At 70.5% G+C, this 23,937-nt stretch carries 22 protein-coding genes and 1 riboswitch; of the genes, 9 read left to right on the forward strand and 13 right to left on the reverse strand.

Annotated features, from left to right (window positions below; translation table 11 throughout):
* Window positions 1-263: 263 nt before the first annotated feature.
* The 11 genes from GWI24_RS16600 to GWI24_RS16650 all read right to left on the reverse strand — a co-directional run bounded on the left by GWI24_RS16600 (window position 264) and on the right by GWI24_RS16650 (window position 11,645).
* Window positions 264-1,145, reverse strand: a complete 882-nt coding sequence (locus GWI24_RS16600; RefSeq protein WP_210946732.1) for an SRPBCC family protein — start codon at window positions 1,143-1,145, stop codon at window positions 264-266.
* Window positions 1,142-1,528: a helix-turn-helix transcriptional regulator gene (locus GWI24_RS16605; RefSeq protein WP_247616466.1), complete on the reverse strand. Its 387-nt coding sequence runs from the start codon at window positions 1,526-1,528 to the stop codon at window positions 1,142-1,144. The genes GWI24_RS16600 and GWI24_RS16605 overlap by 4 nt, the downstream gene beginning before the upstream one ends.
* A gap of 73 nt (window positions 1,529-1,601) precedes the next feature.
* On the reverse strand, window positions 1,602-2,261 hold the full coding sequence (locus GWI24_RS16610) for a trimeric intracellular cation channel family protein (RefSeq protein WP_210946733.1): 660 nt from the start codon (window positions 2,259-2,261) through the stop codon (window positions 1,602-1,604).
* A 67-nt stretch (window positions 2,262-2,328) separates the two neighbouring features.
* Entirely contained in the window at window positions 2,329-3,405 is a 1,077-nt protein-coding gene (locus GWI24_RS16615; RefSeq protein ID WP_210946734.1) for an ABC transporter ATP-binding protein, read from the reverse strand.
* Between the two features lie 20 nt (window positions 3,406-3,425).
* Window positions 3,426-4,568: an ABC transporter ATP-binding protein gene (locus GWI24_RS16620; RefSeq protein WP_247616467.1), complete on the reverse strand. Its 1,143-nt coding sequence runs from the start codon at window positions 4,566-4,568 to the stop codon at window positions 3,426-3,428.
* Window positions 4,565-5,539 (reverse strand): ABC transporter permease, encoded by a 975-nt coding sequence (locus GWI24_RS16625; RefSeq protein WP_230991884.1) that lies wholly within the window; start codon window positions 5,537-5,539, stop codon window positions 4,565-4,567. The genes GWI24_RS16620 and GWI24_RS16625 overlap by 4 nt, the downstream gene beginning before the upstream one ends.
* A gap of 160 nt (window positions 5,540-5,699) precedes the next feature.
* Window positions 5,700-7,460 (reverse strand): ABC transporter substrate-binding protein, encoded by a 1,761-nt coding sequence (locus tag GWI24_RS16630; RefSeq protein ID WP_210946735.1) that lies wholly within the window; start codon window positions 7,458-7,460, stop codon window positions 5,700-5,702.
* A gap of 125 nt (window positions 7,461-7,585) precedes the next feature.
* Entirely contained in the window at window positions 7,586-8,590 is a 1,005-nt protein-coding gene (locus GWI24_RS16635; RefSeq protein ID WP_210946736.1) for an ABC transporter permease, read from the reverse strand.
* A 462-nt stretch (window positions 8,591-9,052) separates the two neighbouring features.
* Window positions 9,053-9,850, reverse strand: coding sequence for an enhanced serine sensitivity protein SseB C-terminal domain-containing protein (locus GWI24_RS16640; protein ID WP_210946737.1), 798 nt, complete (start codon window positions 9,848-9,850; stop codon window positions 9,053-9,055).
* Window positions 9,851-9,961: 111 nt separating this feature from the next.
* Window positions 9,962-10,768, reverse strand: a complete 807-nt coding sequence (locus GWI24_RS16645; protein ID WP_374103308.1) for an enhanced serine sensitivity protein SseB — start codon at window positions 10,766-10,768, stop codon at window positions 9,962-9,964.
* A gap of 178 nt (window positions 10,769-10,946) precedes the next feature.
* Window positions 10,947-11,645, reverse strand: coding sequence for an AAA family ATPase (locus GWI24_RS16650; protein WP_210946738.1), 699 nt, complete (start codon window positions 11,643-11,645; stop codon window positions 10,947-10,949).
* Between the two features lie 169 nt (window positions 11,646-11,814).
* A riboswitch (glycine riboswitch) is annotated at window positions 11,815-11,925 on the forward strand.
* A 170-nt stretch (window positions 11,926-12,095) separates the two neighbouring features.
* Between GWI24_RS16650 and gcvT the strand changes: the two genes are divergently transcribed.
* The 5 genes from gcvT to GWI24_RS16675 all read left to right on the forward strand — a co-directional run bounded on the left by gcvT (window position 12,096) and on the right by GWI24_RS16675 (window position 18,466).
* Entirely contained in the window at window positions 12,096-13,223 is a 1,128-nt protein-coding gene (gene gcvT / locus GWI24_RS16655) for a glycine cleavage system aminomethyltransferase GcvT (RefSeq protein WP_210946739.1), read from the forward strand.
* Window positions 13,224-13,402: 179 nt separating this feature from the next.
* A complete protein-coding gene (gene gcvH / locus GWI24_RS16660; RefSeq protein WP_020868267.1) occupies window positions 13,403-13,783 on the forward strand; it encodes a glycine cleavage system protein GcvH in 381 nt (126 codons plus the stop codon).
* Between the two features lie 26 nt (window positions 13,784-13,809).
* The gene (gene glyA, locus GWI24_RS16665) at window positions 13,810-15,075 is read left to right on the forward strand and encodes a serine hydroxymethyltransferase (RefSeq protein ID WP_210946740.1); all 1,266 of its coding nucleotides are present in this window, start codon (window positions 13,810-13,812) and stop codon (window positions 15,073-15,075) included.
* Window positions 15,076-15,243: 168 nt separating this feature from the next.
* Window positions 15,244-16,626 (forward strand): L-serine ammonia-lyase, encoded by a 1,383-nt coding sequence (locus GWI24_RS16670; protein WP_210946741.1) that lies wholly within the window; start codon window positions 15,244-15,246, stop codon window positions 16,624-16,626.
* Between the two features lie 478 nt (window positions 16,627-17,104).
* Window positions 17,105-18,466 (forward strand): hypothetical protein, encoded by a 1,362-nt coding sequence (locus GWI24_RS16675; protein ID WP_247616474.1) that lies wholly within the window; start codon window positions 17,105-17,107, stop codon window positions 18,464-18,466.
* Here the strand turns inward: GWI24_RS16675 and GWI24_RS16680 are convergent.
* A complete protein-coding gene (locus tag GWI24_RS16680; protein WP_210946742.1) occupies window positions 18,384-20,516 on the reverse strand; it encodes an ATP-binding protein in 2,133 nt (710 codons plus the stop codon). The two genes, GWI24_RS16675 and GWI24_RS16680, sit on opposite strands and share 83 nt — an antisense overlap.
* Window positions 20,517-20,599: 83 nt before the next feature.
* Between GWI24_RS16680 and GWI24_RS16685 the strand changes: the two genes are divergently transcribed.
* The 3 genes from GWI24_RS16685 to GWI24_RS16695 all read left to right on the forward strand — a co-directional run bounded on the left by GWI24_RS16685 (window position 20,600) and on the right by GWI24_RS16695 (window position 22,564).
* Window positions 20,600-20,962 (forward strand): hypothetical protein, encoded by a 363-nt coding sequence (locus GWI24_RS16685; protein WP_210946743.1) that lies wholly within the window; start codon window positions 20,600-20,602, stop codon window positions 20,960-20,962.
* 190 nt (window positions 20,963-21,152) lie between these two features.
* A complete protein-coding gene (locus tag GWI24_RS16690; RefSeq protein ID WP_210946744.1) occupies window positions 21,153-21,710 on the forward strand; it encodes a carboxymuconolactone decarboxylase family protein in 558 nt (185 codons plus the stop codon).
* 32 nt (window positions 21,711-21,742) lie between these two features.
* Window positions 21,743-22,564 carry an RNA polymerase sigma-70 factor gene (locus GWI24_RS16695; RefSeq protein WP_247616475.1) on the forward strand — a complete coding sequence of 274 codons (822 nt, stop codon included), beginning with the start codon at window positions 21,743-21,745 and terminating at the stop codon, window positions 22,562-22,564.
* Here the strand turns inward: GWI24_RS16695 and mca are convergent.
* Window positions 22,521-23,402, reverse strand: a complete 882-nt coding sequence (gene mca, locus GWI24_RS16700) for a mycothiol conjugate amidase Mca (RefSeq protein WP_210946749.1) — start codon at window positions 23,400-23,402, stop codon at window positions 22,521-22,523. The two genes, GWI24_RS16695 and mca, sit on opposite strands and share 44 nt — an antisense overlap.
* 153 nt (window positions 23,403-23,555) lie before the next feature.
* Between mca and GWI24_RS16705 the strand changes: the two genes are divergently transcribed.
* A partial coding sequence (locus GWI24_RS16705; protein WP_247616469.1) for a TetR/AcrR family transcriptional regulator occupies window positions 23,556-23,937 on the forward strand: 382 nt, incomplete at its 3' end.

Here is a 23,937-nt window from a genome sequence, read left to right on the forward strand (position 1 = left end):
GGGCCCGCACGCGCCCGACAGGCCGGATCGCGGGCCCGCACGCGCCCGACAGGCCGGATCGCGGGCCCGCACGCGCCCGACAGGCCGGATCGCGGGCCCTCAAGCGCCGGACGGGCCGGAGGGGCGCTCCACAAAGGCCAGACGGGCCGGAACCCAGGTCCGCAAGCGCCGGACGGACCGGATTGCCGGGTCCACAAGCGCCGGACGGGCCGGAACGCCGGTCCGTGAACGCCGGACGGCCGGATTGGGCTGGCTCGCGAGGTTCAGGCGCTCATCCGGAGAAGTTCGGCCGCGAAGCGGCCGATGTGGTGGCGCCAGGATTCTTGGGCTTCGGTGCGTTCCGTATCGGCCCCTGACGGCCCCGTTTGGGTGAGGATGAGGCGGGCGCCGTGGCCGGTGCCCTGGGTCAGCTCCCAGCGGACCGTTCCGGCGGGGTGGCCGCCGCGCTGCCAGTCGTAAGTGAGCACCCGGGGCGGGCGCGCCTCGGTGATCGGGCCTGCCGGGACCGCGTCCGTGCGGAAGCCCGAGGGGACCGGCGCCCCGGCCGTCGGTTCGGCGGTGGTGTCGGTGGCCGGGCCGGTCAGCGCCCGCCAGGCCGTCTCGGCGGGGCGGACCAGCTGGCGCTCGAAGCGCAGCCGCCAGCCGCCGTCCTCGGTGGTCTCCACCGTGCCCTCGGCGAGCCCGAACGCCTCGACGTACTGCTCGTGCAGCTCGGCCATGTCGCCGCGGGCGACCTCCTCGCCGCCGAGGAGGGCCGCGAGACCCGTAATGCAGGCGTGCCAGCCGGAGGCGAAGCTGGCCGCGCCGAAGCGGTCGCCGAAGGTGTGGGTGAGGGTCAGCACAGAGCCGTCGCCCTCGGGGCGCAGCTCCCAGCGGAGCTCGTCCTCGCCCCAGGTGAAGGCGAAGACATGGGGCGGGTCGAGCTCGGTGACGACGCCGTCCATGTCCGGGCCCTCGCGCCCGGGGAAGACGAAGCCCATCCTGCCCCCGACCTCGAGCTCGACCTGGACCTCGGAAGGGAACCAGTGGGCGAGCTGGGCGGGCTCGGTCAGCGCCCGCCAGACCTTCTCCGGGGGATGGGCGAGCCGGCGCTCGAGGCGCAGGGCCGAGCGGCCGCCGTCGGACTGGGCGAGGGTGTCTTTCATGGCGCTTCTCCGTCGGGTGCGTCGGGGGGTGCGTCGCGTGCGTCGAGTGGCTCGGGTCCGCCGGTCTCGCCGGGGAGCTCCGGCATCGTGTCCAGGTGTCGTTCGAGCGCGTCGAGACGGTCGGTCCACAGCCGACGGTACGGCGCCAGCCAGGCGTCCACCTCGGCGAGCGGCTCCGGGCAGAGCTCGTACCAGCGGCGCTGGGCGTCCCGGCGGACCCGGACCAGACCGGCCTCGCGCAGCACCCGCAGGTGCTTGGAGGTGCCCGGCTGGGTGAGCCCCAGGTGCTCGGTCAGCTCACCGACCAGGCGGGGCCGCTCCAGCAGGAGGTCCAGGATCTGCCGTCGACTCGGCTCCGCGAGCACATCGAACGGTATGGCCATGACCTCAACATAACGCCCTGGCTATATAACCGCAAGGGAATGTAGCGGGCTGGCAGCCCAGTGCCCGCCCGCCTCAGGGCTCCTCCGTCGCCGTACTGCGCCGGTTCCACGCCCTCGGCGCCCGCCAGCCGAACCGCATCGCCGCCAGCCGCACCGCAAACGCCACGGCGGCCGCGAGCGCACTCGTGGCCGCCGTAAGGGCGTCGAAATGGAGCAGCAGCGCCGCTATCGAGGAGCCGACGATGGCCGGGACCGCGTACAGGTCCCGGTCCCAGCGCAGCAGCGAGGGCACCTCATGGGCGAGGAGGTCGCGCAGCACACCGCCGCCGACCGCCGTGGCCATGCCGAGGGTGACGGACGAGGTGAGGCCCAGCCCGAAGTCATGCGCCTTCATCGTGCCCTCGACGCAGAACAGCCCCAGCCCGGCCGCGTCGAAGACCCCCACCGCCGCCGTGATCCGCTCGACCTCGGGGTGCAGGAAGAAGACGAGGGCGGTGGCGACGAGCGGGGTGAGGAAGTAGCCGAGGTCGGTGAAGGCGATGGGCGGCACCGCGCCGATCACCAGGTCGCGGAAGACACCGCCGCCCAGCGCGGTGACCTCGGCGAGCACCGCCATGCCGAAGACATCGAAGTTCTTCCGCACGGCGAGCAGCGCGCCGGATATCGCGAAGACGAAGATCCCGGCGACTTCCAGGGCGTGCTGGACGGACGGGGTGAACAGTTCGGTGGGCACCCGCCATTGTTATCCGCGAAGGCGTTATCCGCGAAGGCCCACGGTCCCGTCCGGACCCCGTCCCGTCTCAGCTGTCGGTCTGCTTCGTCACCTGCTGTGCCGCCTCGGCACCGGGCTTCTCCTCCGGCGCCTGGTCAGGTGCGTTTTCCGGGTGGTGGCAGGCCACCTGGTGGCCGGTGGCCAGCGACACCAGCGGCGGCTCCTGCCGCTTGCACACCTCGGTCGCCTTCCAGCACCGGGTGTGGAAGCGGCAGCCGGACGGCGGGGCGATCGGCGAGGGCACATCGCCCTTGAGCAGGATCCGCTCCCGCTTGGCGCGCCGCCTGGGGTCCGGCACCGGCACCGCGGACAGCAGCGCCTTGGTGTACGGGTGCATGGGGCGCTCGTAGAGGTCCTTGCGGTCCGCCAGCTCGACGATCTTCCCCAGGTACATCACCGCGATCCGGTCCGAGACATGGCGGATGACCGACAGGTCGTGCGCGATGATCACATACGTCAGGCCCAGCTCGTCCTGGAGGTCGTCCAGCAGGTTGACCACCTGCGCCTGGATCGACACATCCAGCGCCGAGACCGGCTCGTCGGCCACGACCAGCTTGGGCTTGAGGGCCAGCGCCCGGGCGATGCCGATGCGCTGCCGCTGCCCGCCGGAGAACTCGTGCGGATAGCGGTTGTAGTGCTCGGGGTTGAGCCCGACCAGCGCCAGCAGCCGCTGGACCTCCGCCTTGATCCCGCCCTCGGGGGTGACGCCCTGGAGCCGGAAGGGCGCGCTGACGATCGCGCCGACGGTGTGCCGGGGGTTCAGCGAGGAGTACGGGTCCTGGAAGATCATCTGGACATCACGCCGCATCGGCCGCATCTGGGCCGTGTTGAGATGCGTGATGTCCTTGCCCTCGAACTCGATCTTGCCCGAGGTGGGTTCGAGCAGCCGGGTGACCAGCCGCCCCATGGTGGACTTGCCGCAGCCCGACTCGCCCACCACGCCCAGGGTCTCCCCCGGCCGGACGTCGAAGTCGAGCCCGTCGACCGCCTGGACCGCACCGGACTGCCGCTGGAGCAGCCCCTTCTTGAGGGGAAAGTGCTTGACCAGACCCGAGACCTTGAGCAGGGGCTCGGGCGACGTCGTCGCCTTCTCCGGGACCGTCATCTTCGGATCCTTCGTGTCGGTCACAGCTTCGGCGCAATCTCTTCGGTCCAGATCCGGGTGCGCTCCTCCTGCGTCATATGGCACGCGGAGAAGTGCCCGCCGCCCCCGGCCTCGGTGAGCTCCGGCCGCTCGGTGCGGGTGATGTTGTCCTTCGGCACATCGGCGTACGGGCAGCGCGGGTGGAAAGCGCAGCCGGACGGCACGTTGATGAGGCTGGGCGGGGAGCCCTTGACCGGGATGAGCCGCTCGGTCTGGTCGCGGTCGATACGGGGCATCGAGCCCAGCAGCCCCCAGGTGTACGGGTGCTGGGGCTCGTAGAAGACCTTCTCGGCCGGGCCGCGCTCGACACAGCGGCCGCCGTACATCACCAGCAGATCGTCGGCGAGTTCGGCGACCACGCCCAGGTCGTGGGTGATGATGATGACCGCGGAGCCGAACTCCTTCTGCAGATCCCGGATGAGGTCGAGGATCTGCGCCTGGACGGTGACGTCCAGGGCGGTGGTCGGCTCGTCGGCGATCAGCAGCTCGGGGTTGTTGACCAGCGCCATCGCGATCATGGCGCGCTGGCGCATCCCGCCGGAGAACTCGTGCGGATAGCTGTCCACGCGCTTGTCGGGCTGCGGGATGCCGACGCGGTCCAGCAGCTCGATCGCGCGCTTGCGGGCCACCTCCTTGGTGACCTCGTGGTGCACCCGGTACGCCTCGATGATCTGGCGGCCGATGGTGTAGTACGGGTGCAGCGCGGACAGCGGATCCTGGAAGATCATCGACATCTCGCGGCCGCGCAGCTTGCGCACCTCGTCGGGGTCGGCGCCCAGCAGCTCCTGGCCGTTGAGCCAGATCTCACCGGAGATCCGCGCCTTGCGGCGGCCGTACTGGCCCGCGGTGTGCAGCCCCATGATGCCGAGCGAGGTGACGGACTTGCCGGAGCCGGACTCGCCGACGATGCCGAGCGTCTTGCCCTTCTCCAGCCGGAAGCTGAGCCCGTCCACGGACTTCACCAGACCGTCGTCGGTCGGGAAGTGGACGTGCAGATCGCGCACCTCGAGGAAGGCGTTGGGGGCGGGCGAGCCCGCCGCGGCCACCTCGCCCACGGCGGCGGTGCCGGTGGCCGGCAGATCGCCGTTCCCGGGCTGTCCGGAGGGCTTGGTCAGGTCGGTCATCCGAGCCTCACTCGCGGGTCGATGACGGCGTACAGGAGGTCCACGACGAGGTTGGCGACCACGATGAAAACGGCCGCGATCAGGGTGACGCCGAGAATGACCGGCAGGTCCTTCTCGGTGATCGCGTTCACCGCGAGCCGCCCGAGGCCGGGCAGGTTGTAGGTGGTCTCGGTGAGGACCGCGCCGCCCAGCAGCGCGCCCAGGTCGAGGCCGAGCAGGGTGAGGACCGGGGTCCAGGTCGAGCGCATCGCGTGCCGGCCGATGACCACCCGCTCCCGCAGGCCCTTGGCGCGGGCGGTGCGGATGTAGTCCTCGCCCATGATCTCCAGCATGGTGGCCCGGGTGAGCCGGGCGTACATCGCCGCGTAGAGGAAGGCGAGCGTGATCCACGGGAGGATCAGGCTCTCGAACCACATCGCCGGATCGTCACCGAACCCCTTGTAGTCCACGTTGACCCACTTCAGCGAGTAGCTGAAGATCGCCAGCGAGAGCAGACCGGTGAAGTAGATCGGCAGCGAGACACCGGCCAGCGCGACCGTCATCGCGGAGCGGTCCCACAGGGTGCCCCGGCGCAGCGCGGAGACGACACCGGTGGTGATGCCGCCCACCAGCCACAGCAGACAGGCGCCCGCGGCGAGCGAGAGGGTCACCGGCATGGCGTCGGTGAGCTGCGGCCACACGGCCTGCTCGGTACGGAAGGAGTAGCCGAAGCAGGGCGCCGGACAGTGGGTGACGTCCGTGCCGTTGGCGTAGTCCCGGCCGGCGAAGAGGCCCTGGACGAAGTGCCAGAACTGCACCAGGACCGGATCACCGAGGCTGAGCTTCTGCCGGATGCCCTCGATGGCCGCGGGGTCGGCCTGCTTGCCGACGAACAGCAGCGCGGGATCGGCACCGGCCCACTTCGGGATCACGAAGAAGATGGCGAAGGTCGTAAGGGTGACGACCAACAGCATCACGACGACGGCGAACAAGCGCCGGATGAGATAAGCAAGCACTGTGCGCGGCCCGGGGGTGGCCCGTGATACCCCGGTCGAGGGGTATCACGGGCCACCGCCCGCGGCCATCACCTGCCCTTCGGGCCTATCGGGTGCGGCGATGGTTAACGTGTGCGGCGGATCGGGTGACCTGCCGTCACTTGACGACGCCCAGCTGGGAGTAGTCGTAGCGGCCGTTGTAGGCCGCAGACGAGAAGGCGTTCGTCAGCCGCGAGCTGCGCCAGGTGATGTTCTTCTCGTAGATGAACGGCATCTGCACGGCCAGGTCGCTGACCTTGTGGTTCATCTTCTGGTAGATCTCGCCGGCCTTGTTGGGGTCGGTCTCCTTGAGCGCGTCGTCGAAGTACTTGTTGATCTCCGCGTTGTTGGTCTCGGAGACGTTGTAGTTACCGGTCTGCTCGATGAAGCGGCCGTCGATCAGCGGCTGGGAGAAGCCCTGGCCGGTGGGGAAGTCCGGGCCCCAGCCGGTCATCGACAGGCCGTAGCCGCGCTTCTTCATCACCGACGGCGAGCCGGTGATGCTGGCGGAGGTGCTGCCCTGGATCGGCTCCACGTTGAGGCTGATGCCGACCTTCTTCAGCGACGCCTGGAGCGCCTCGGCGGCGTCGACCTCGGCGGGCTGGTCGTTGCGGGCCACGATGCTGGTGGAGAAGCCACCCGGCTTGCCGCACTGCTTGAGCTCGTCCTTGGCCTTGGCCACGTCCGCCTTGCCACCGCGCTTCAGGACACCGTACGGGTCGTAGTTGTCCGAGCCCTTCACGCTCTTGGGGAGCATGTTGGTGGCGATTTCACCACCGGCCTGCGGGCCACCGCGGGTGGTCTGGAGCGACTTGTAGTCGGTGCCGTAGATGACCGCCTTGCGGCAGTGGATGTTGTCGAACGGCTTGACCTTGGTGGTGAAGTCGACGTACCGGACGAAGCTGGTGGTGATGTTGTCGACGTTGCCCTTGTTGTGCTTGAGGGCGTCGTTGCGGCCCGAGGGGGTCATACCGGTGGCGCTGAGGAAGACGTCGTAGTCGCCCTTGATCAGCAGCCGGTCGATCGCCTCGAGGTTGGAGTTGAAGGTGACCGAGACCTTGTCCGGCAGGGCCGGGCGGATCGGGTCGGACGCCTTCTTCCAGTTGGTGTTGCGGACCAGCGACAGGCTCTTGCCCGGGGTGTACGACTGGACCTTGTACGGACCGGAGGAGAACGGCCGGTTGGTGTACTTGGCGCCGGTGTCCTTGTCCGCCTTCACCGGGGAGCCGGTCGGCATCGCGAGCATCTGCTCGAAGTCACCGTTGGGCTTGGCGAGGTTGAAGACGATGGTCTTGTCGTCCGGCGTCTGGATCGCCTTCAGGCCCAGCTTGTCCTTGGACTTGTCCTTGTACGGGCCCTTGTACTCGCCCTTGGGGTCCAGGACCTGGCGCAGATAGCCGGGACCGCCGGAGACGACGTCCTTGGCCCAGATGCGCTCGATGCCGTACTTGACGTCCTTGGACGTGATCGGGGAGCCGTCCTCCCAGGTGATCCCGTCGCGCAGGGTGTAGGTGTAGGTCTTGCCGCCGTTAGTGATCTTGCCGGTGGAGGTGGCGAGGTCCGGGGTCAGCTGGTTCGCGGCGTTGCCCGGCTTCGGCGTGTAGGAGATCAGTTGGCGCGCGTAGAAGCGGGAGAAGTCCCAGGCGAACCCGTAGTACTGACGCTGCGGGTCGAGGGAGTCGAACTCCTGCTTGTTGATGAACTTGAGGGTGCCGCCCTTCTTGGCGGACTTGGCTGCGACACCCTTCACCGCGGCGTTGAACCCGGCGCCCGAGCCCTCGTCGTCGGAACCGCCACCACCGCAGGCGGCGGTGGCCAGCAGAGCGCCGACGACAGCCGCCGCTCCGGCGATCCGCCTGCTTCTCGAGAGCCGTTTCATAGTTGCTGCAACCTCCGGGTTAGCGGTCCTAGGCATGGCGCCGCGGAATTCTTTGGGGAGCCGTCTGCCGGTCGCGGCAGGGGCTGATGCGTTCGAGTACGACCGGACGGCCGGGTGCCGCGCCGTCATCGGGTGCCCTTCGGATCGAGTGCGTCGCGGACGCCGTCGCCGAAGAGGTTGAAGGCCAGCACCGTGACGAAGATCGCCAGACCCGGGATGATCATGAACATCGGGTCGTCCTCATAGGTGCCGACCGCCTTGGAGAGCATCTGCCCCCAGGAGGCGGTGGGCGGCTTCACGCCCGCGCCGAGGAAGCTGAGCGCGGCCTCGGTGAGGATATTGGTGGGGATCATCAGCGTCGTGTAGACGGTGATCGGCGCCACCAGATTGGGCAGCAGCTCACGGAAGAGGATGTAGCGCCGGCCGGCGCCCAGGCTCCGCGCGGCCTCGATGTACTCCTTCTCGCGCAGCGACAGCGTCTGGCCGCGCACGATGCGGCCGACGTACGGCCAGCCGAAGAAGCCGATGACCGAGACCAGGATGGCGATGCGCACCCCGCTGCCGGTCAGTCCCAGCAGGTCGTTGGGGAGCACCGAGACCAGGGAGATGATGAAGAGCAGCTGCGGGAAGGCCAGCAGCATGTCCATCACCCGGCTGATCAGCGAGTCCACCCAGCCGCCGAAGTACCCGGCGATGATGCCGAAAATGGTGCCGAGGACCACCGCGACCACCGCCGCGAGGAAGGCCACCAGCAGCGAGATCCGGGCGCCGTAGATGACCCGGCTGAACACGTCGCGGCCGTTGGAAGGCTCCACACCGAAGAGGAAGTCCGAGCTGATACCGCCCATGGACCCCTTCGGGGTGCCGAAGAGCGGGTCGATCTGCTCCTGGTGGAACTCATTGGGCGGATGCCCGAGCAGACTCACGATGAGCGGAGCGAAGATCGCCACCAGTACGAGGAAGACGACAACGATGCCACCCGTCAGTGCGAGCTTGTCCCGCTTCAGGCGTGACCAGGCGATCTGCCGCAGCGATCTGCCTTCGACGGACGCTTTGACCACATCCGCCGCTACATCGGCAGTCGCGACCGGATCGCTGTCCGTGCTCGTGCCGTGCAATGGTGCCGTCATCGTGGTGGAGACCCCTCTCGACCGGTGGTGACCGGCCCACGACTCGCCGCTGTAGCGGCTTCGTTCACAACCTGGGTGAAAGTCGCGTTCTGGTACGGAACCTTTCTGGAAGGGGTCGCACGCAGGAACCGCACCCCTTGGAGCGGGAGTCTTCAACGCGTTTGTGATCACCCGCCAGTACTCCCGGGCAATGGATGCCTAACCGTGATGTGAGGAGTACCGCTCCGCTATACGGACGGTCGCGACACGAGAACGCAGCAGTAACCTCGCGCCCGTAATGAGATGCTCGACCCGATAGGGGCGGAAGGCCGGTCGGGCAATCCCGTCAATCGGTGCGAGGAGCCGCTGGGCGCGGTGGAGTCACGGGGCGCGTGGAGTCACTGGGCGCATGGAGTCACCGGACGCGCGGAGTCGCCGGACGCGCGGATCAGGCGGATCAGTACGTGGGCTCGGGGCGGTGGCTCAGTACGCGGGACGCGGCGGCGGATAGCCGTAGCCGTACGACGGCGGCGCGGCGGGCGCGGCGCCATAGGCGTCACGGTCGAAGAAGGGGCGGGCGTTGGCCCGCATCCACATGGCGACGGGGTCGTACTCGTCCGAGAGCGCGACCGTGGAGACTGGCAGCCCGTCCGGCACGGCGGGGATCGACTGCTCCATCATCACCCGCACCGACTGCACCGCCGCCGCGCCGGTGTCGTACAGATCCAGGCCGATCGCCAGATACGGGGCGCCCAGCGCGGGCTGCACCCAGGCGCGCCGCAGCGAGCGCACCGCGGCGGTGCGATGCGCGTTCTGCCCCAACAGGGCGTAGAACTGGGGGATGTCGATGGCGGGCTCGGACAGCCGCAGCGGCCCGGCGGGCAGCCGGTCCAGACCGCCCGCGATCCGGCGCAGATCCGGCCACGGGATGCCCACTCCACCGCCACGGGCGTGGGGGTTGAGCCAGAGGCCGTAGCGGTCGCGGTAGAGCGAGTCGGCGATGAGGCGTCCGTCGACCACCTCATGCGCGCGGTTCCAGCCACTGGCGGCCAGTTCCTGCGCCGAGGTCACACACGGGGCGTAGCCGAGGCCGCTCACGTCCATGTTCCCGTACTGTGCGTCGGGCGAGCCGGGCGCGCCGTGCCACAGCAGCATCCAGACCTGGCCCTCGCCGATGGCGTGCAGCAGCGCCTCGTAGGCGTCGTACCGGCCGGGAGCGACCTGCTGCAACGCTCGCTCAACCTGGCCGGCCGCCGCCCCCCAATCCGCGCCCGCGCTCACCTGGGTCCGCCCCTTCTCATCGCCTTGCCCACGCCTCACCGGGGAGCGTGCTCGCACCCCTCCTGGTCATCAAACCAGCTTACGGGCCGCGGCAGCGGACCCAGGGGTGAGTCAGAGGTCACGGTCGTAGAACGGCCGCACCCGTCCCAGCATCCAGTCGGCCACCGGATCGCCCTGCGCCACGTCCAGCAGCACCAGCTGGACCTTCCACGGCACCGGCACCGAACCGAGGGCGCGGCCCAGCGCCTCCACCGCGCGCGCCTGCCCCTCGGGGTCGGGCTCGTCGAGCTGCACTCCGACGAAGAGCGCCGGCTCGTCGGCCTCGACGCTGGCCAGGGCGCGCCGGGCGGTCCGCACCCCGGTGCCCTTGGCGAACTCGATCCCGGCGGCGGCCAGGAAGTCCACCGGCTCGTCCTGCCAGTCCGGTTCGAAGAGCCGCACCCGGCCGCCGGCGGCCGGGCCGTCGAGCTCGGTACGCCCGGCGCGGCACAACTCCCGGACGGCGGGCGGAGGCAGCGGTACGACCACCGCGCCACCGGGGTTCACCGCGATGCCGAGCTGGGGCGGCAGCCCGCGGGCGAACTCCACGGCCGGGGCGATGGTGAAGGACATATGGGAGCCGACGAGCTGCAGGAACTGCTGCTCCGAGCTGAACACCGGGACATACGCGCCGCCGTCGATCTCCATCGTGGGCAGATCGAGGCTCGGGCTGCCCGGGCCCCCGCCGTTGGGCAGCGGAATCCAGAGGTGGCTGCGGGAGAGCGTCTCGACGATGCGCGCTCCGGCCCCGGGGACGTCGACCGAGGCGGCCATCACCTCTTCGAGCTCATTGCCGGGAAACGCCGGATGCGCGGCATACCGGCCGTCCGGGAATCCTCCGTGCGCCGGGGCCACTCCGTACTGCTCCGGGAAGCTCATCTTCGTCCAACCGCCATCTCGTCCGACCTGCCCGAAGCACCCTAACCGCTGGGCGGCCCGGGGCCGGAGGGGGCGGCGGCGATCTCCACAGCACTTCCCCACCTCGCCCGGGCTCGCCCTCGTCACGCCGTGTGATGCCGGTGGCCGACTTCCGGCGACTCGCGAGGGAGCGGCCTGATCACTCGAAGGAGATGCAGCGCAGCGCGCTCGCGCCTCGCCGGTCCAGCAGCACCGCCGACGCGCACCCCCGCGGCGGCCGCCCCTCCTCCATCCCGGTGATCAGCCGCCGCATCGCGCGCAGATGCCGCCCGAAGGCGTAGGCGGAGACCCCGCGGCCACGGGCGGCCTGGCCCTCCAGGGCCTCCGTGGCGCCCACGTCCAGCAGCACCATGTGGAGACTGCGGCCCCGGCGCCGCACGTCCCGGGCCAGCCAGCGGCGCACCCACGGCAGCGCGCCGCAGTCGTGCACCACGACGCTCACGCCCGAGCGCAGCGCCCGGCGCAGCCCGGCGTAGTGGGCGTACCGGACCAGCGGGCGGTAGAGCGCGTACGGCAGCCAGCCGGGCAGCCGGCGCTCCCACGCATCCCGGGTGTTCTGCGAGTCCACCCTGATCACGACCGCGCCCGTCTCGTCCAGGAGCGGCACCGTCCGGTTGATCAGCGTGCTCTTGCCGCTGCCCGGCAGCCCGGAGGCGACCAGCACATCCCCTGCCGGAAAGCGCAGCTCACGCGGGTCCGCACCGCCGTCCCCCGCCCCGGCGCGCAGATCGTGCACCGCGCTTCTTCGACCGGGGCGGGCCGTCGACCCGGAGGGGGTGCGGCCACGCCGGGCCGGCAGGAGCCTCTGTGTTGTCGCGTACGTTTCCTGCCCATGCACCGTGATCGTCCTCCCAGGTCGGTCAACGCTGCTCGTACCCGCAGAGTGTCAAGAAAAGGTAATGTCGGGCAAGGCTGCCCCGGACCGGGCGGCCGGAGCCCGGTCGGAGCGGGGCTTCCCTTCTCGGCCATACATGCGATGATGTCCGCGCAACTCCATACCGGCCGCTTGAATCCGCGCGGGAGAGTCCTTGGTCATCGGCATCCGTGCCGGGTGTCCAGGGCGCCGAAGGAGCAAGTCCTCCCTTGAATCTCTCAGGCCCCGATACCGCACGGACGAGGCAGATCTGAAAAGCGGGCCGCGCGGGCGCGGCTCCACCCAAGGTGCAAGCCGGGCCCCTTACGGGCGTCACGGCGAACCTCTCAGGTTCCGATGACAGATGGGGAGGACGCACGCGTCCTTGTCGTCCGTCCTCGCCGTCGCGCGACCCCGACCTCTGGAGCCTGAATCGTGACCGACGCCCCGCCCACCCCACGCCGTACCGCGCTGGACGCGCGGCACCGCGCGCTCGGCGCCACCATGACCGACTTCGCCGGCTGGGACATGCCGCTGCGCTACGGCAGCGAGCGCGAGGAGCACACCGCGGTGCGCACCCGCGCCGGGCTCTTCGACCTCTCCCACATGGGTGAGATCTCTCTCATCGGTCCGCAGGCCGGGGACGCCCTGGACCACGCGCTGGTCGGCCGGCTGTCCGCGCTCGCCGTGGGCCGCGCCCGCTACACCATGATCTGCGACGACGAGGGCGGCATCCTGGACGACCTGATCGTCTACCGCCTCGGCGACGAGGAGTTCCTGGTCGTGGCCAACGCCGCCAACGCCCAGGTGGTGCTGGACGCGCTGACCGAGCGGGCCGGCGGTTTCGAGGCGACCGCGAGGGACGACCGCGACGCCTACGCGCTGCTCGCCGTCCAGGGGCCCGAGTCCGCGGGGGTCCTGAAGCGCCTGACCGACGCCGACCTGGACGGGCTGAAGTACTACGCCGGGCTGCCGGGCACCGTCGCCGGCGTCCCCGCCATGATCGCCCGCACCGGCTACACGGGCGAGGACGGCTTCGAGCTGTTCCTGGCGCCGGACGACGCCGAGCGGGTCTGGGAGGCGCTGACCGAGGCCGGGACCCCGGTGGGTCTGGTGCCCTGCGGTCTTTCCTGCCGGGACACCCTGCGTCTCGAGGCGGGCATGCCCCTGTACGGGCATGAGCTGACCACCGACACCACCCCCTTCGACGCGGGGCTCGGCCGGGTGGTGAAGTTCGACAAGCCGGGCGGCTTCGTCGGCCGCGAGGCCCTGGAGGCCGCGTCCCACCAGGCGGACACCGTCACCCCCCGCACCCTGGTCGGCCTGATCGCTTCAGGCCGCCGGGTGCCGCGCGCCGGATACGCCGTGGTGGCCGCCGACGGCTCACCGATCGGCCAGGTCACCTCGGGCGCGCCCTCCCCGACGCTGGGCAAGCCGATCGCGATGGCGTACGTGGACCCGGAGTACGCGAAGCCCGGCACCGAGGGGGTTTTCGTGGACATCCGCGGTGCCCGGGAGCCGTACGAGGTCGTGGCGCTCCCCTTCTACAAGCGCGAGCGCTGAGCCTCTCCAAGCGCGAGCGGTGCCCCGGCCCATCGCTGAGCGGCGGCCGCGGCGAGCCCGGCTCATCGCGTCCCATCCCGGCCCATCGCGGCCCCTCGGCGTCGTATCCCCTCGGCGCCGCATCCCACCAGCTAAGACCCGTTTCCCAAGCACTCCCCCGTATCCAGGAGAATCGGACCATGAGCAACCCCCAGCAGCTGCGGTACAGCAAGGAGCACGAGTGGCTGTCGGCCGCCGGCGAGGACGGCGTGTCGACGATCGGCATCACCGAATTCGCGGCCAACGCGCTCGGCGATGTCGTCTATGTCCAGCTCCCGGACGTCGGCTCCACGGTCTCCGCCGGTGACACCTGCGGTGAGCTGGAGTCCACCAAGTCGGTCAGCGACCTGTACACGCCGGTCTCCGGTGAGGTCACCGAGATCAACGAGGACGTGGTGAACGATCCGGCGCTGGTGAATTCCGCCCCCTTCGAGGGCGGCTGGCTGTTCAAGGTGAGGGTGACGAGCGAGCCGGAGGACCTGCTCTCCGCCGACGAGTACACCGCTTTCGCCGAAAACTGACCCTCCTTATTCGATCGGGACCCTCGATGTCGCTTCTCAACAGCTCCCTGCACGAGCTCGACCCGGACGTCGCCGCTGCTGTCGACGCCGAACTCCACCGCCAGCAATCCACCCTGGAGATGATCGCCTCGGAGAACTTCGCTCCGTCGGCGGTCATGGAGGCCCAGGGCTCGGTCCTGACCAACAAGTACGCCGAGGGCTACCCCGGCCGCCGCTACTACGGCGGCTGTGAGCACGTCGATGTGGTCGAGCAGATCGCCATCGACCGGGTGAAGGAGCTCTTCGGCGCCGAGGCCGCCAATGTGCAGCCGCACTCGGGCGCCCAGGCCAACGCGGCCGCGATGTTCGCCCTGCTCTCCCCCGGCGACACCATCCTGGGGCTGAACCTGGCGCACGGCGGCCATCTGACCCACGGCATGAAGATCAACTTCTCCGGCAAGCTCTACAACGTGGTGCCCTACCACGTGGACGCCGAGACCGGTCTGGTCGACATGGACGAGGTCGAGCGGCTGGCCAAGGAGCACCGCCCCAAGCTGGTGATCGCGGGCTGGTCGGCGTACCCGCGCCAGCTGGACTTCGCCGCCTTCCGCCGGATCGCGGACGAGGTCGGCGCGTACCTGATGGTCGACATGGCCCACTTCGCGGGTCTGGTGGCGGCCGGGCTGCACCCCTCGCCCGTACCGCACGCCCATGTGGTGACCACCACCACCCACAAGACCCTGGGCGGTCCGCGCGGTGGCGTGATCCTCTCCACCGCCGACCTGGCCAAGAAGATCAACTCGGCGGTCTTCCCTGGCCAGCAGGGCGGCCCGCTGGAACATGTCATCGCGGCGAAGGCGGTGTCCTTCAAGGTGGCGGCGAGCCCGGCGTTCAAGGAGCGCCAGGAGCGCACGCTGGAGGGCGCCAGGATCCTCGCCGAGCGCCTGACCCAGGACGATGTGCGGGAGGCGGGCGTCGCCGTCCTCTCCGGCGGCACCGATGTCCATCTGGTCCTGGTCGATCTGCGCGACTCCGAGCTGGACGGGCGGCAGGCCGAGGACCGGCTCCACGAGGTCGGCATCACGGTCAACCGCAACGCGATCCCGAACGACCCGCGGCCCCCGATGGTCACCTCGGGTCTGCGGATCGGCACCCCGGCGCTGGCCACGCGCGGCTTCACCGCGGAGGACTTCCGCGAGGTCGCCGACGTGATCGCGGAGACGCTCAAGCCGTCGTACGACGCGGAGGCGCTGAAGGCCCGGGTCACCGCCCTGGCCGACAAGCACCCGCTGTACGCGCACCTGTCCAAGTAAGCCGGACTGACTCGGAGTAACCCGGACCCGGGGGCGCGTCCGCCCTGGCGCGCCCCCGCCGCACCACTCCACGCACCACCCGCACCAACCCGCACCACCCATGCACGGCCCGCACGCTTTCCCGGCGGGCACACGCTTCCCCCGGCGTGCAGACGAAGGAGTCCCCCGGTGGCCATTTCCGTATTCGACCTCTTCTCGATCGGCATCGGCCCGTCCAGTTCGCACACCGTCGGCCCGATGCGAGCCGCGCGGATGTTCGTCCGCCGGCTGAAGAACGAGGGTCTGCTGGCCCACACCGCGTCCGTCCGGGCCGAGCTCTTCGGCTCCCTGGGCGCCACCGGTCATGGCCACGGCACTCCGAAGGCCGTGCTGCTGGGCCTGGAGGGCCACTCCCCGCGCACCGTCGATGTCGAGGTGGCCGACGGCGAGGTGGAGCGCATCCGCACCACCAAGCGGCTGCGGCTGCTCGGCGCCGAGATCGGCCCCGGCCACGAGATCGACTTCGACGACTCTTCCCAGCTGATCCTGCACCGCCGCCGCTCCCTGCCGTACCACGCCAACGGCATGACGCTGTGCGCGTACGACGCCGAGGGCCATCCGCTGCTGGAGAAGACGTACTACTCGGTCGGCGGCGGCTTCGTGGTGGACGAGGACGCGGTCGGCGAGGACCGCATCAAGCTCGACGACACCGTCCTCACCCACCCCTTCCGCACCGGCGACGAGCTGCTGCGGCTCTCCCAGGAGACGGGCCTGTCGATCTCGGCCCTGATGCTGGAGAACGAGAAGGCGTGGCGCACGGAGCAGGAGATCCGGGCCGGGCTGCTGGAGATCTGGCAGGTCATGGAGGCATGCGTGGCCCGTGGCATGTCCCAGGAGGGCATCCTGCCCGGCGGCCTCAAGGTCCGCCGCCGCGCCGCCACCGCCGCCCGCGCCCTGCGCTCCGAGGGCGACCCGGGCGCCCGTGCCATGGAGTGGATCACCCTCTACGCCATGGCCGTCAACGAGGAGAACGCGGCGGGCGGCCGGGTGGTCACCGCCCCCACCAACGGCGCGGCGGGCATCATCCCCGCCGTCCTGCACTACTACACCCGCTTCGTACCGGGCGCCGACGAGGAGGGCGTCATCCGCTTCCTCCTCGCCGCGGGCGCCATCGGCATGCTCTTCAAGGAGAACGCCTCGATCTCCGGCGCCGAGGTCGGCTGCCAGGGCGAGGTCGGCTCCGCCTGCTCGATGGCCGCCGGCGGCCTCGCCGAGGTCCTCGGCGGCTCCCCGGAGCAGGTGGAGAACGCCGCCGAGATCGGCATGGAGCACAACCTCGGCCTCACCTGCGACCCCGTCGGCGGCCTGGTCCAGATCCCCTGCATCGAGCGCAATGGCATGGCCTCGGTCAAGGCGGTCACCGCCGCGAGGATGGCCCTGCGCGGCGACGGCCGCCACCATGTCTCGCTCGACAAGGTCATCAAGACGATGAAGCAGACGGGCGCCGATATGAAGGTCAAGTACAAGGAGACGGCGCGGGGCGGGCTCGCGGTGAACGTCATCGAGTGCTGACGAAGGGAACGGCGAGTGGGATCGGCTGATGCCCCGGCGATACGGGTGCCGGTCGGGGAAGACTCGGAACGCTGGGCCAGCCGGGCGACGAGCCGACGCGTACTGCTTGTGGTACACAATGTCACTTCCGCGGGCCGCCTGCTGGATGTGCTGCCGCTGTTCCACGACGACTTCCGGGTACAACTCCTGGTCACCTCGACCGAGTCATCCGCGTTTCAGGCAGGAATCGGCGAGTTGTTCGCGGAGTTGGGTCTGCCCGTGCTGCCCTGGGAGCAGGCCTTGGCGACACCGGTGGCGCTGGCGATCTCCGCGAGCTTCGGCGGTCAACTCCAGTTGATACAAGGCAAATTGGCTGTCTTGTCGCATGGCGTCGGATACACTAAGAAACTGGGCGAGTCACGAGTCACGAGTCACGAGTCACGAGACACGAGTCACGAGACACGAGACACGAGACACGAGACACGAGCCGACATTCGGCCTGTCGCCGGAGTGGCTGCTGGCAGACGGAGCGCCGTTCGTGGACGGCCTCGTCCTCTCCCACCCGGAGCAGCTGGAGCGGCTGCGGCGGGTGTGCCCGGAAGCCGAGAAGGACTCCGTACTCGCCGGCGACCCCTGCTTCGACCGCATGCTGGCCGGGCGTCGCCACCGGGAGCGGTTCCGCCGTGCCCTGGGCGTACGCCGAGGTCAGCGGCTCGTCGTACTGAACTCCACCTGGAACCCCGAGGGTTTCTTCGGAAACGGCGGCGACCAGGACCTCCTGCCGAGCCTGCTCCCTCGGCTCGCCTCCGAGCTGCCGGCTGACGACTACCGGCTGGCCGCCGTACTGCATCCGAACATCTGGTACGGGCACGGGCCAGGGCAGATACGCGTCTGGCTGGACCGGGCCCGACGCAGCGGACTGACCCTGATCGATCCCGTGCACGCGTGGCGACAGGCCCTGCTGGCGGCGGATGTCGTGCTGGGGGATTTCGGAGCGGTGTCCTACTACGCCGCGGCGTTGGGCATCCCCATGCTGCTCGCGGCCGCCGCTCAGGACCGGCTGGACCCGGAAGCCCCGCTCGCGACGTTCGTCCGGGAAGCCCCTCGGCTCGACCCGTACGGCCCGCTGCGGGGTCAACTCGAGGACGTGCTGGCGCGGCATCACCCAGTGGCCGGTGCGGCGGAGTTCGTCAGCTCGGCCCCGGGCAAGTCGGCGGCGCTGCTGCGGAGGCTCTTCTACACGCTGATGGATCTGCCCGAGCCCGCGGCTCCCGCCCTGCTGGAGTCGCTGCCGCTGCCGCCGTACGACCCTCCACCGCGTACAGCTCCCCTGGATGTCCGTGCGCACGTCCGGGGAGCGGACGTCAGGGTCGAGCGCTCCGCGGGGCACCCATACGACGCGGTCGGCGAGAGCCACCTCGCCGTACATGAGGACACCCGGGACCCCGGCAGCCTGGCGCTGGCTGATGTGATCTTCCGTGAGGGGCAGCCGGACGACCCCCGCCTGGGCGGCCCGGAGGAGTGGGCCGCCGAGGTGCTGCACCGGTATCCGCACTGCTCGCTCGCCGGGTATGTGACCGGTCCGCACAGCTGCGCCGTGCGCGCCCGGGAGCACGGTGTGTTCCAGCTGTCGGCAGGCCCGGGAGCGGATGCCGATCCGGCGGCCTACGCCTCCGCGCTGTACGCGTGGCTGGCGGGCGGCGGTGCGGTGGCGCCGGGCGGGACGACGCTCCGGGTGCACGCGGCCGGCCGCGTGCACCCGGTGACGGTGACCCCCGCTACTCCTCCTGCTCGGCCGCCTCGCAGCGCAGCCGAAGACGGGAGAGGTAGCCCAGGTGCGGAGTCGCCCTCTCCGGCCTGAGCAGCCGCTCAGCCTCCCCGATCTTCATCAGGGCTTCGGAGTTCTCACCGGCGTCGTGCAGCGTCTCGGCGAGGTCCGTGAGGGTACGGGCCTGGTTGTACGCCTCTCCCCGCTCCGCGAAGAAGTCCCGCGCGGCCTCCAGGCGAAGGCGGGACTCCGCCAGCTGTCCCAGGCCGCGCAGGGCACGTCCCTGGTGACGCCCGATCAAGGCGAGGGCACGCGGAAGGTCCCGCGCGCCCTCCTGGCCGGGGGTGATCCGCCGGTAGACGCCCTCCGCCTCGACGAACCGCTCGTACGCCGCTTCGTACCGCCATCGGTTCAAGCACAGCAGGCCCAGGAGCTCCACGGCCGACGCCTCGCCCCGTAAGTGGCCCGCGGCGCGCTCGCAGGCGACGGCGGCGCGCACCGCGTGCTCGGCCTCTTCCGACCGTCCCATCTCGCCCAGACAGTGGCCCAGTTGGAAGTGCAGGGCGCCCGCCGTGCGGGAACCCGGCTGATGCTCGTCGGCGCACCGGGCCGCGATCCGCAGGGCGGGCAGCACCTCGTCCCAGTGTCCGGCCTTCAGCTGAAGTGGCCACAGCGCGCGGGCCACTCGCAGCGCCGTGTCGATGTGCTGGTACTCATCCGCCACGGAAACCGCCCGCACCAGGTTCCCGGCCTCGGCCAGCAGGGCCGCCATGCCCTCGGCCTCGTCACCGTACGGAGTGCCCCGCGCGGGTGCGGGCTCGGTCCGCCAGCTCTGGGGCAGGGCGGCGTGGGCGGCGTGCAGCGCCCGGTTCAGCAGCCCGTCGAGCACCCGTGACACCGCCGCGAAGCACTCCGGGATCCCGTGCTCCGGCCCGGCGGCGTCCGCCAGATGGCGGCGCACCTCGGGCCGGAAGCGGTAACGTCCGTCCCCCGCCGGCTCCACCAGCTGCGCGTCCGCCGCTTCGGCGAGCATCCGGGCGGCTTCCTCCTCGGCGACGGCGGCGGCGTCCGAGGCCAGCCGGGCGTCGATCGCGGGCCAGCCGCCCAGCGCGGTCAGCCGGCACAGCCGCGCCGTCTCGGGCCCGAGACGGCGACACGCGTCCTGCGTCATGGCGTGCACCGGATGGTGCCTCGCGGGCTCGTCGGGCGGATCCGGGCAGGGCGGTTCCTCGGTCAGCAGACGCATCGCCGCCGCCTTAAGGGCGAAGGCGTTGCCGGCGCAGGTATCCAGCAGGACGGGCATCCGCGGCTTGGCTCGCGCGACCCTCTCGGGCCCGGCCACCTTCCTCAGCATCCTCAAGCCGTCCCGCTCGCTCAGCGGAGGGACGGCGATGCGCTCCGCCTCCAGCGCGAACGGCGGGCCCGACGCCACCACCAGTAAGAACACCTCCGGCGTGGCCGGAACGAGGTTGCGGACCTGGGCGACCGAGGACGCGTGGTCGATCACCACCAGCGCCCTGCGGCCCGCCGTCAGCCGCCGATAAAGCTGTTCACGTCCCGTCTCGGTCGGTGGAATCCGCTCGGGCTCGATGCCCATCTGCCGCAGCAGGCGCAGCAGGACGGCGGCCGGTTCCGGTCCGTGGTCTCCGGCGGCATCGCGAAGGTCGACATAGAACTGCCCGTCGGGGTACCGCGCGATCTGGGCGGCACCCCAGTGCAGGGCCACCGCGCTGGTGCCGATGCCGGGCGGACCGTGCAGCAGCGCGACCCGTGGCCGCCCGTCGGCGGCGCGGGTCGCCTCCCGCTTCAGCTGCTTGAGGACGGACTCGCGGTCGGTGAAGTCCCGCGTGGCGGGCGGCAGCCCCGCCGCGGGGCGCAGCGCCACTGCCGCGTCCGGCAGGCTCCGCAGCAGCATGGCCCACTCACCGGACCGTGGGCCATCCTCACTCAGGCGCGGATGCATCTGGCGCGCCAGCGCCTCCCACCCCTCCGCGGTGGCGGGCAGCGGCGTCTCGCGGCCCAGGGTCCGTCTCACCAGCGCACCCGTCGACAGAAGCACCTGCTTGCCGACTTCTCCGGCCGCGCCGTTCCCCACCGCCGTGAGGAATGCGGTGAGCGCGCTCACCGTGACGATCTCGATCACACCGGCCCCTCCCCTGGTCCCGGTCCGGTCCCTGGCCGGACTGTATCCCCGCACTGCCTGCCCGGGAAAACCATTCGGCCTCGGTGATCTCGTCCACGACCCGCCTGGTGCGAGCGGGCACGGAGCGGCGGCAGGCGTACGACCACAAGGTAGTCGCCGCCATCGCTTCTGATTTCCTGGAGGAGCCGGCGGCGGCGGAGCGCCACAAGGCGCGGCTGGACGCGAAGCTCAAGGCCGCGCAGGAGGCGGAGGCCGCCCTGGCTGAGGCGAGGGCGGAGGCCGAGGCGGGTGAGGGCGATACCGGATCCATCGACCCGGCCCTCGCGGAGGCGGTGCTCAGCAGGGCGGAGGAGAAGTACGCGGTGTCGATGCGGGAGATCGAGGCCCGGCGGACGGAAGCCGCGAAGCGGCTGGACGGGTTCCTGACGGAGCTGGGCCATGTGTGAGCCCGAGAACGTGCGGCGTCCCTGACTCGCCTGCGCGGTGGAGTCGGCCCGTCGACACGACAGCGAAACCTCGAGGTGGTGGCTGGATGTCACACTCCGGCGGGCTGTCCTGTCACACCTGCGGAAGGCTTCGGAAAGCCTGCGCTCGGCAGCAGCTCGAGTCCAGGTACGACACGATGGAGAGCCCGCCATGGCCCGTATCCCGCTCACCCCGCCCAGCACCCTGCTCAACCGCATCGGCGCCTGGTACTCCCGGCGCACCTACGGCAAGGTGCTCGACCCCGGTCTGGCCGTCGGCCACAATCCGCGGGTGCTGCTGACCTACGGCCGGGCCGAGCGCGGTGCCGCCAAGTGGAACCGCCTCGATCCGGGCCTCAAGCACCTGGCGGTCATGGCCGCGACGGCGAGGATCAACTGCTCGTGGTGCATGGACTTCGGCCACTGGGAGGCCGACACCCTCGGGCTCCCGATGGACAAGATCTCCAAGGTGCCGCGGTGGCGCGACCACCAGGACGTCTTCACCGAGCTGGAGCTGCTCGTCCTGGACTACGCCGAGGCGATGACCGAGACCGAACCCCGCGTCACCGACGAGCTCGCGGCCGCCCTGATCGAGCGGCTCGGTGAGGCGGCGTTCGTCGAACTCACCGCCATGGTCGGCCTGGAGAACTACCGCTCGCGCGTCAACAGCGCCTTCGGCCTGACCAGCCAGGGCTTCTCGGACGCCTGCGAGGTAGCGTCGCGGGCGTGATCGACACGACCACCTTCGAAGAGCACCGGCGGATGCTGTTCGGCATCGCCTACCGCATGCTCGGCTCCGTCGCCGATGCCGAGGACGTGGTGCAGGACGCCTGGCTGCGCTGCAGTCAGGCGTCCACGCCGGTGCACAACCCGGCGGGCTATCTGGCCCGTACGGTCACCAACCTCGCGCTCAGCCGGCTCACCTCGGCCGCCGCCACCCGCGAGCAGTACGTCGGGCCCTGGCTGCCCGAGCCGCTGGTCACCCGGCCGGATATCGGCGAGGAGGTGGAGCTGGCCGAGTCGGTATCGCTCGCCATGCTCGTCGTCCTGGAGACTCTCTCGCCGCTGGAGCGGGCGGTCTTCGTGCTCAAGGAGGTCTTCGGCTTCTCCTTTCGGGAGATCGCCGGAATGCTGGACCGCGGCGAGGCGGCCGTACGGCAGGTGGGCAGCCGGGCCAGGGCCCATGTCCAGGCCCGCAGGCCGCGTTACGACGCCCCGGCGGAGGTGCGGCGGCAGGTCACCGAGGAGTTCCTGGCCGCGTGTCTCGGCGGCGACCTGAACCGGATGATGGAGCTGCTCGCCCCCGATGTGACGGCGTGGAGCGACGGCGGCGGCAAGGTGAAGGCCGCCCTCCGCCCGCAGCGGGGCGCGGAGAAGGTCGCCCGCTTCCTCGCCGCGGTCATCGCCCAGCCGATGGACGACCCCCAGGTCCACGTGGTCGACGTCAACGGCCGGCCGGGACTGCTGCTCACGGTCGCGGGCCGCCCGGACACGGTCGCCTGTGCGGAGGTCGAGGCCGGGCGCATCACGGAGATCCGCATCATCCGCAACCCGGAGAAGCTGCGGCACCTGCCGCCGCCGTAGGCCGCTGGGGGCACCGCACACCGGCGAACAGATCGTCCTCGGGAGTCGCGACATCGACGTGGGACCGGGCCAGGTGGTAGTCCTCAGTGGGCCAGACCTGCCGCTCAACGTCACGGTCATGAAGCATGAACCCGGCGTTCGGGTCGATCTGTGTGGCATGGGCGAGCAGGGCCCGGTCCCTGGTCACGAAGTACTCCGCACACGGCACCCGCGTGGTGATCTCCAGCCCCACCTCGGGCAGTTCGGCCAGCACCTCCCGCATGCCCGAGTCCATGCCCCGCGCGGTCATGGCGTCGTGCAAGGCCTGGAACCAGGGCCGCGACAAGCCGCCCTGGTAGTAGAGCTTCAGGGGGCGCCAGGGCGCGCCCGCCTCGGGATGGCGGCCGGCCTCCCCCGCCGCGTCGAAGGCGGCGACCGTCACCTCATGGGTCCTGATGTGATCCGGGTGCGGATAGCCGCCGGTCTCGTCGTAGGTGACGACCACATGCGGCCGGAAGCTCCGCATCAGCCCCGCCAGGCGCCCGGCCGCCTCCTCCAGCGGCGCGAGCGCGAAGCACCCCTCGGGCAGCGGCTCGCCCGGCCCCGGGAGCCCCGAGTCGACGAACCCCAGGAAGTGCTGCCGTACGCCAAGGATCCGGCGGGCCTCGGCCATCTCGTCGCGCCGGATCGCGGCGAGGTTCTCCCGCACGCCGGGGCGGTCCATGGCGGGGTTGAGCACATCGCCACGCTCCCCTCCGGTGCAGGTGACCACCAACACCTCCACCCCCTCGGCGGCGTATTTGGCCAGCGTGGCCGCGCCCTTGCTGGACTCGTCGTCGGGGTGGGCGTGCACGCTCATCAGACGCAGGTTCAAACGCGCTCCTGGGAATGGCTCGTGGTGACTGAGTGACTGAGTGACTGACGGACTGAGTGACTGACGGACAAAAAAATAGCCCGAACCCAAATTTAGGTCAACAACAATCTTAGGATCGCCCATGCGAGGATGGGTGCCATGACAGCAGGACTGCGTGAGCTGAAGAAGCGGCAGACGCGCCAGATGATCTCCGACACCGCGACCAGGCTCTTCATGGAGCGCGGCTTCGAGGCGGTGACGATCGCCGAGATCGCGACGGCCGCCCAGGTGGCCAAGATGACGGTCACGAACTACTTCCCGCGCAAGGAAGACCTGGCCCTCGACTACCACGAGACCATCACCACCGCCCTGGCCCGGACGGTCGCGGACCGCCCGACCGGCGAATCCGCCCTGACCGCGCTGCGCCGCGCATATCTGGCCGCGGTCGAGCGTCACGACCCCGTCGTCGGCTTCTCCAGCCCGGAGTTCGCCCGCATGCTCGCCGACAGCCCCACCCTGACCGCGAGACTCCGCGAACTCC

Source organism: Streptomyces sp. MK37H (genome assembly GCF_018035285.1).
Lineage (GTDB): Bacteria > Actinomycetota > Actinomycetes > Streptomycetales > Streptomycetaceae > Streptomyces > Streptomyces endocoffeicus.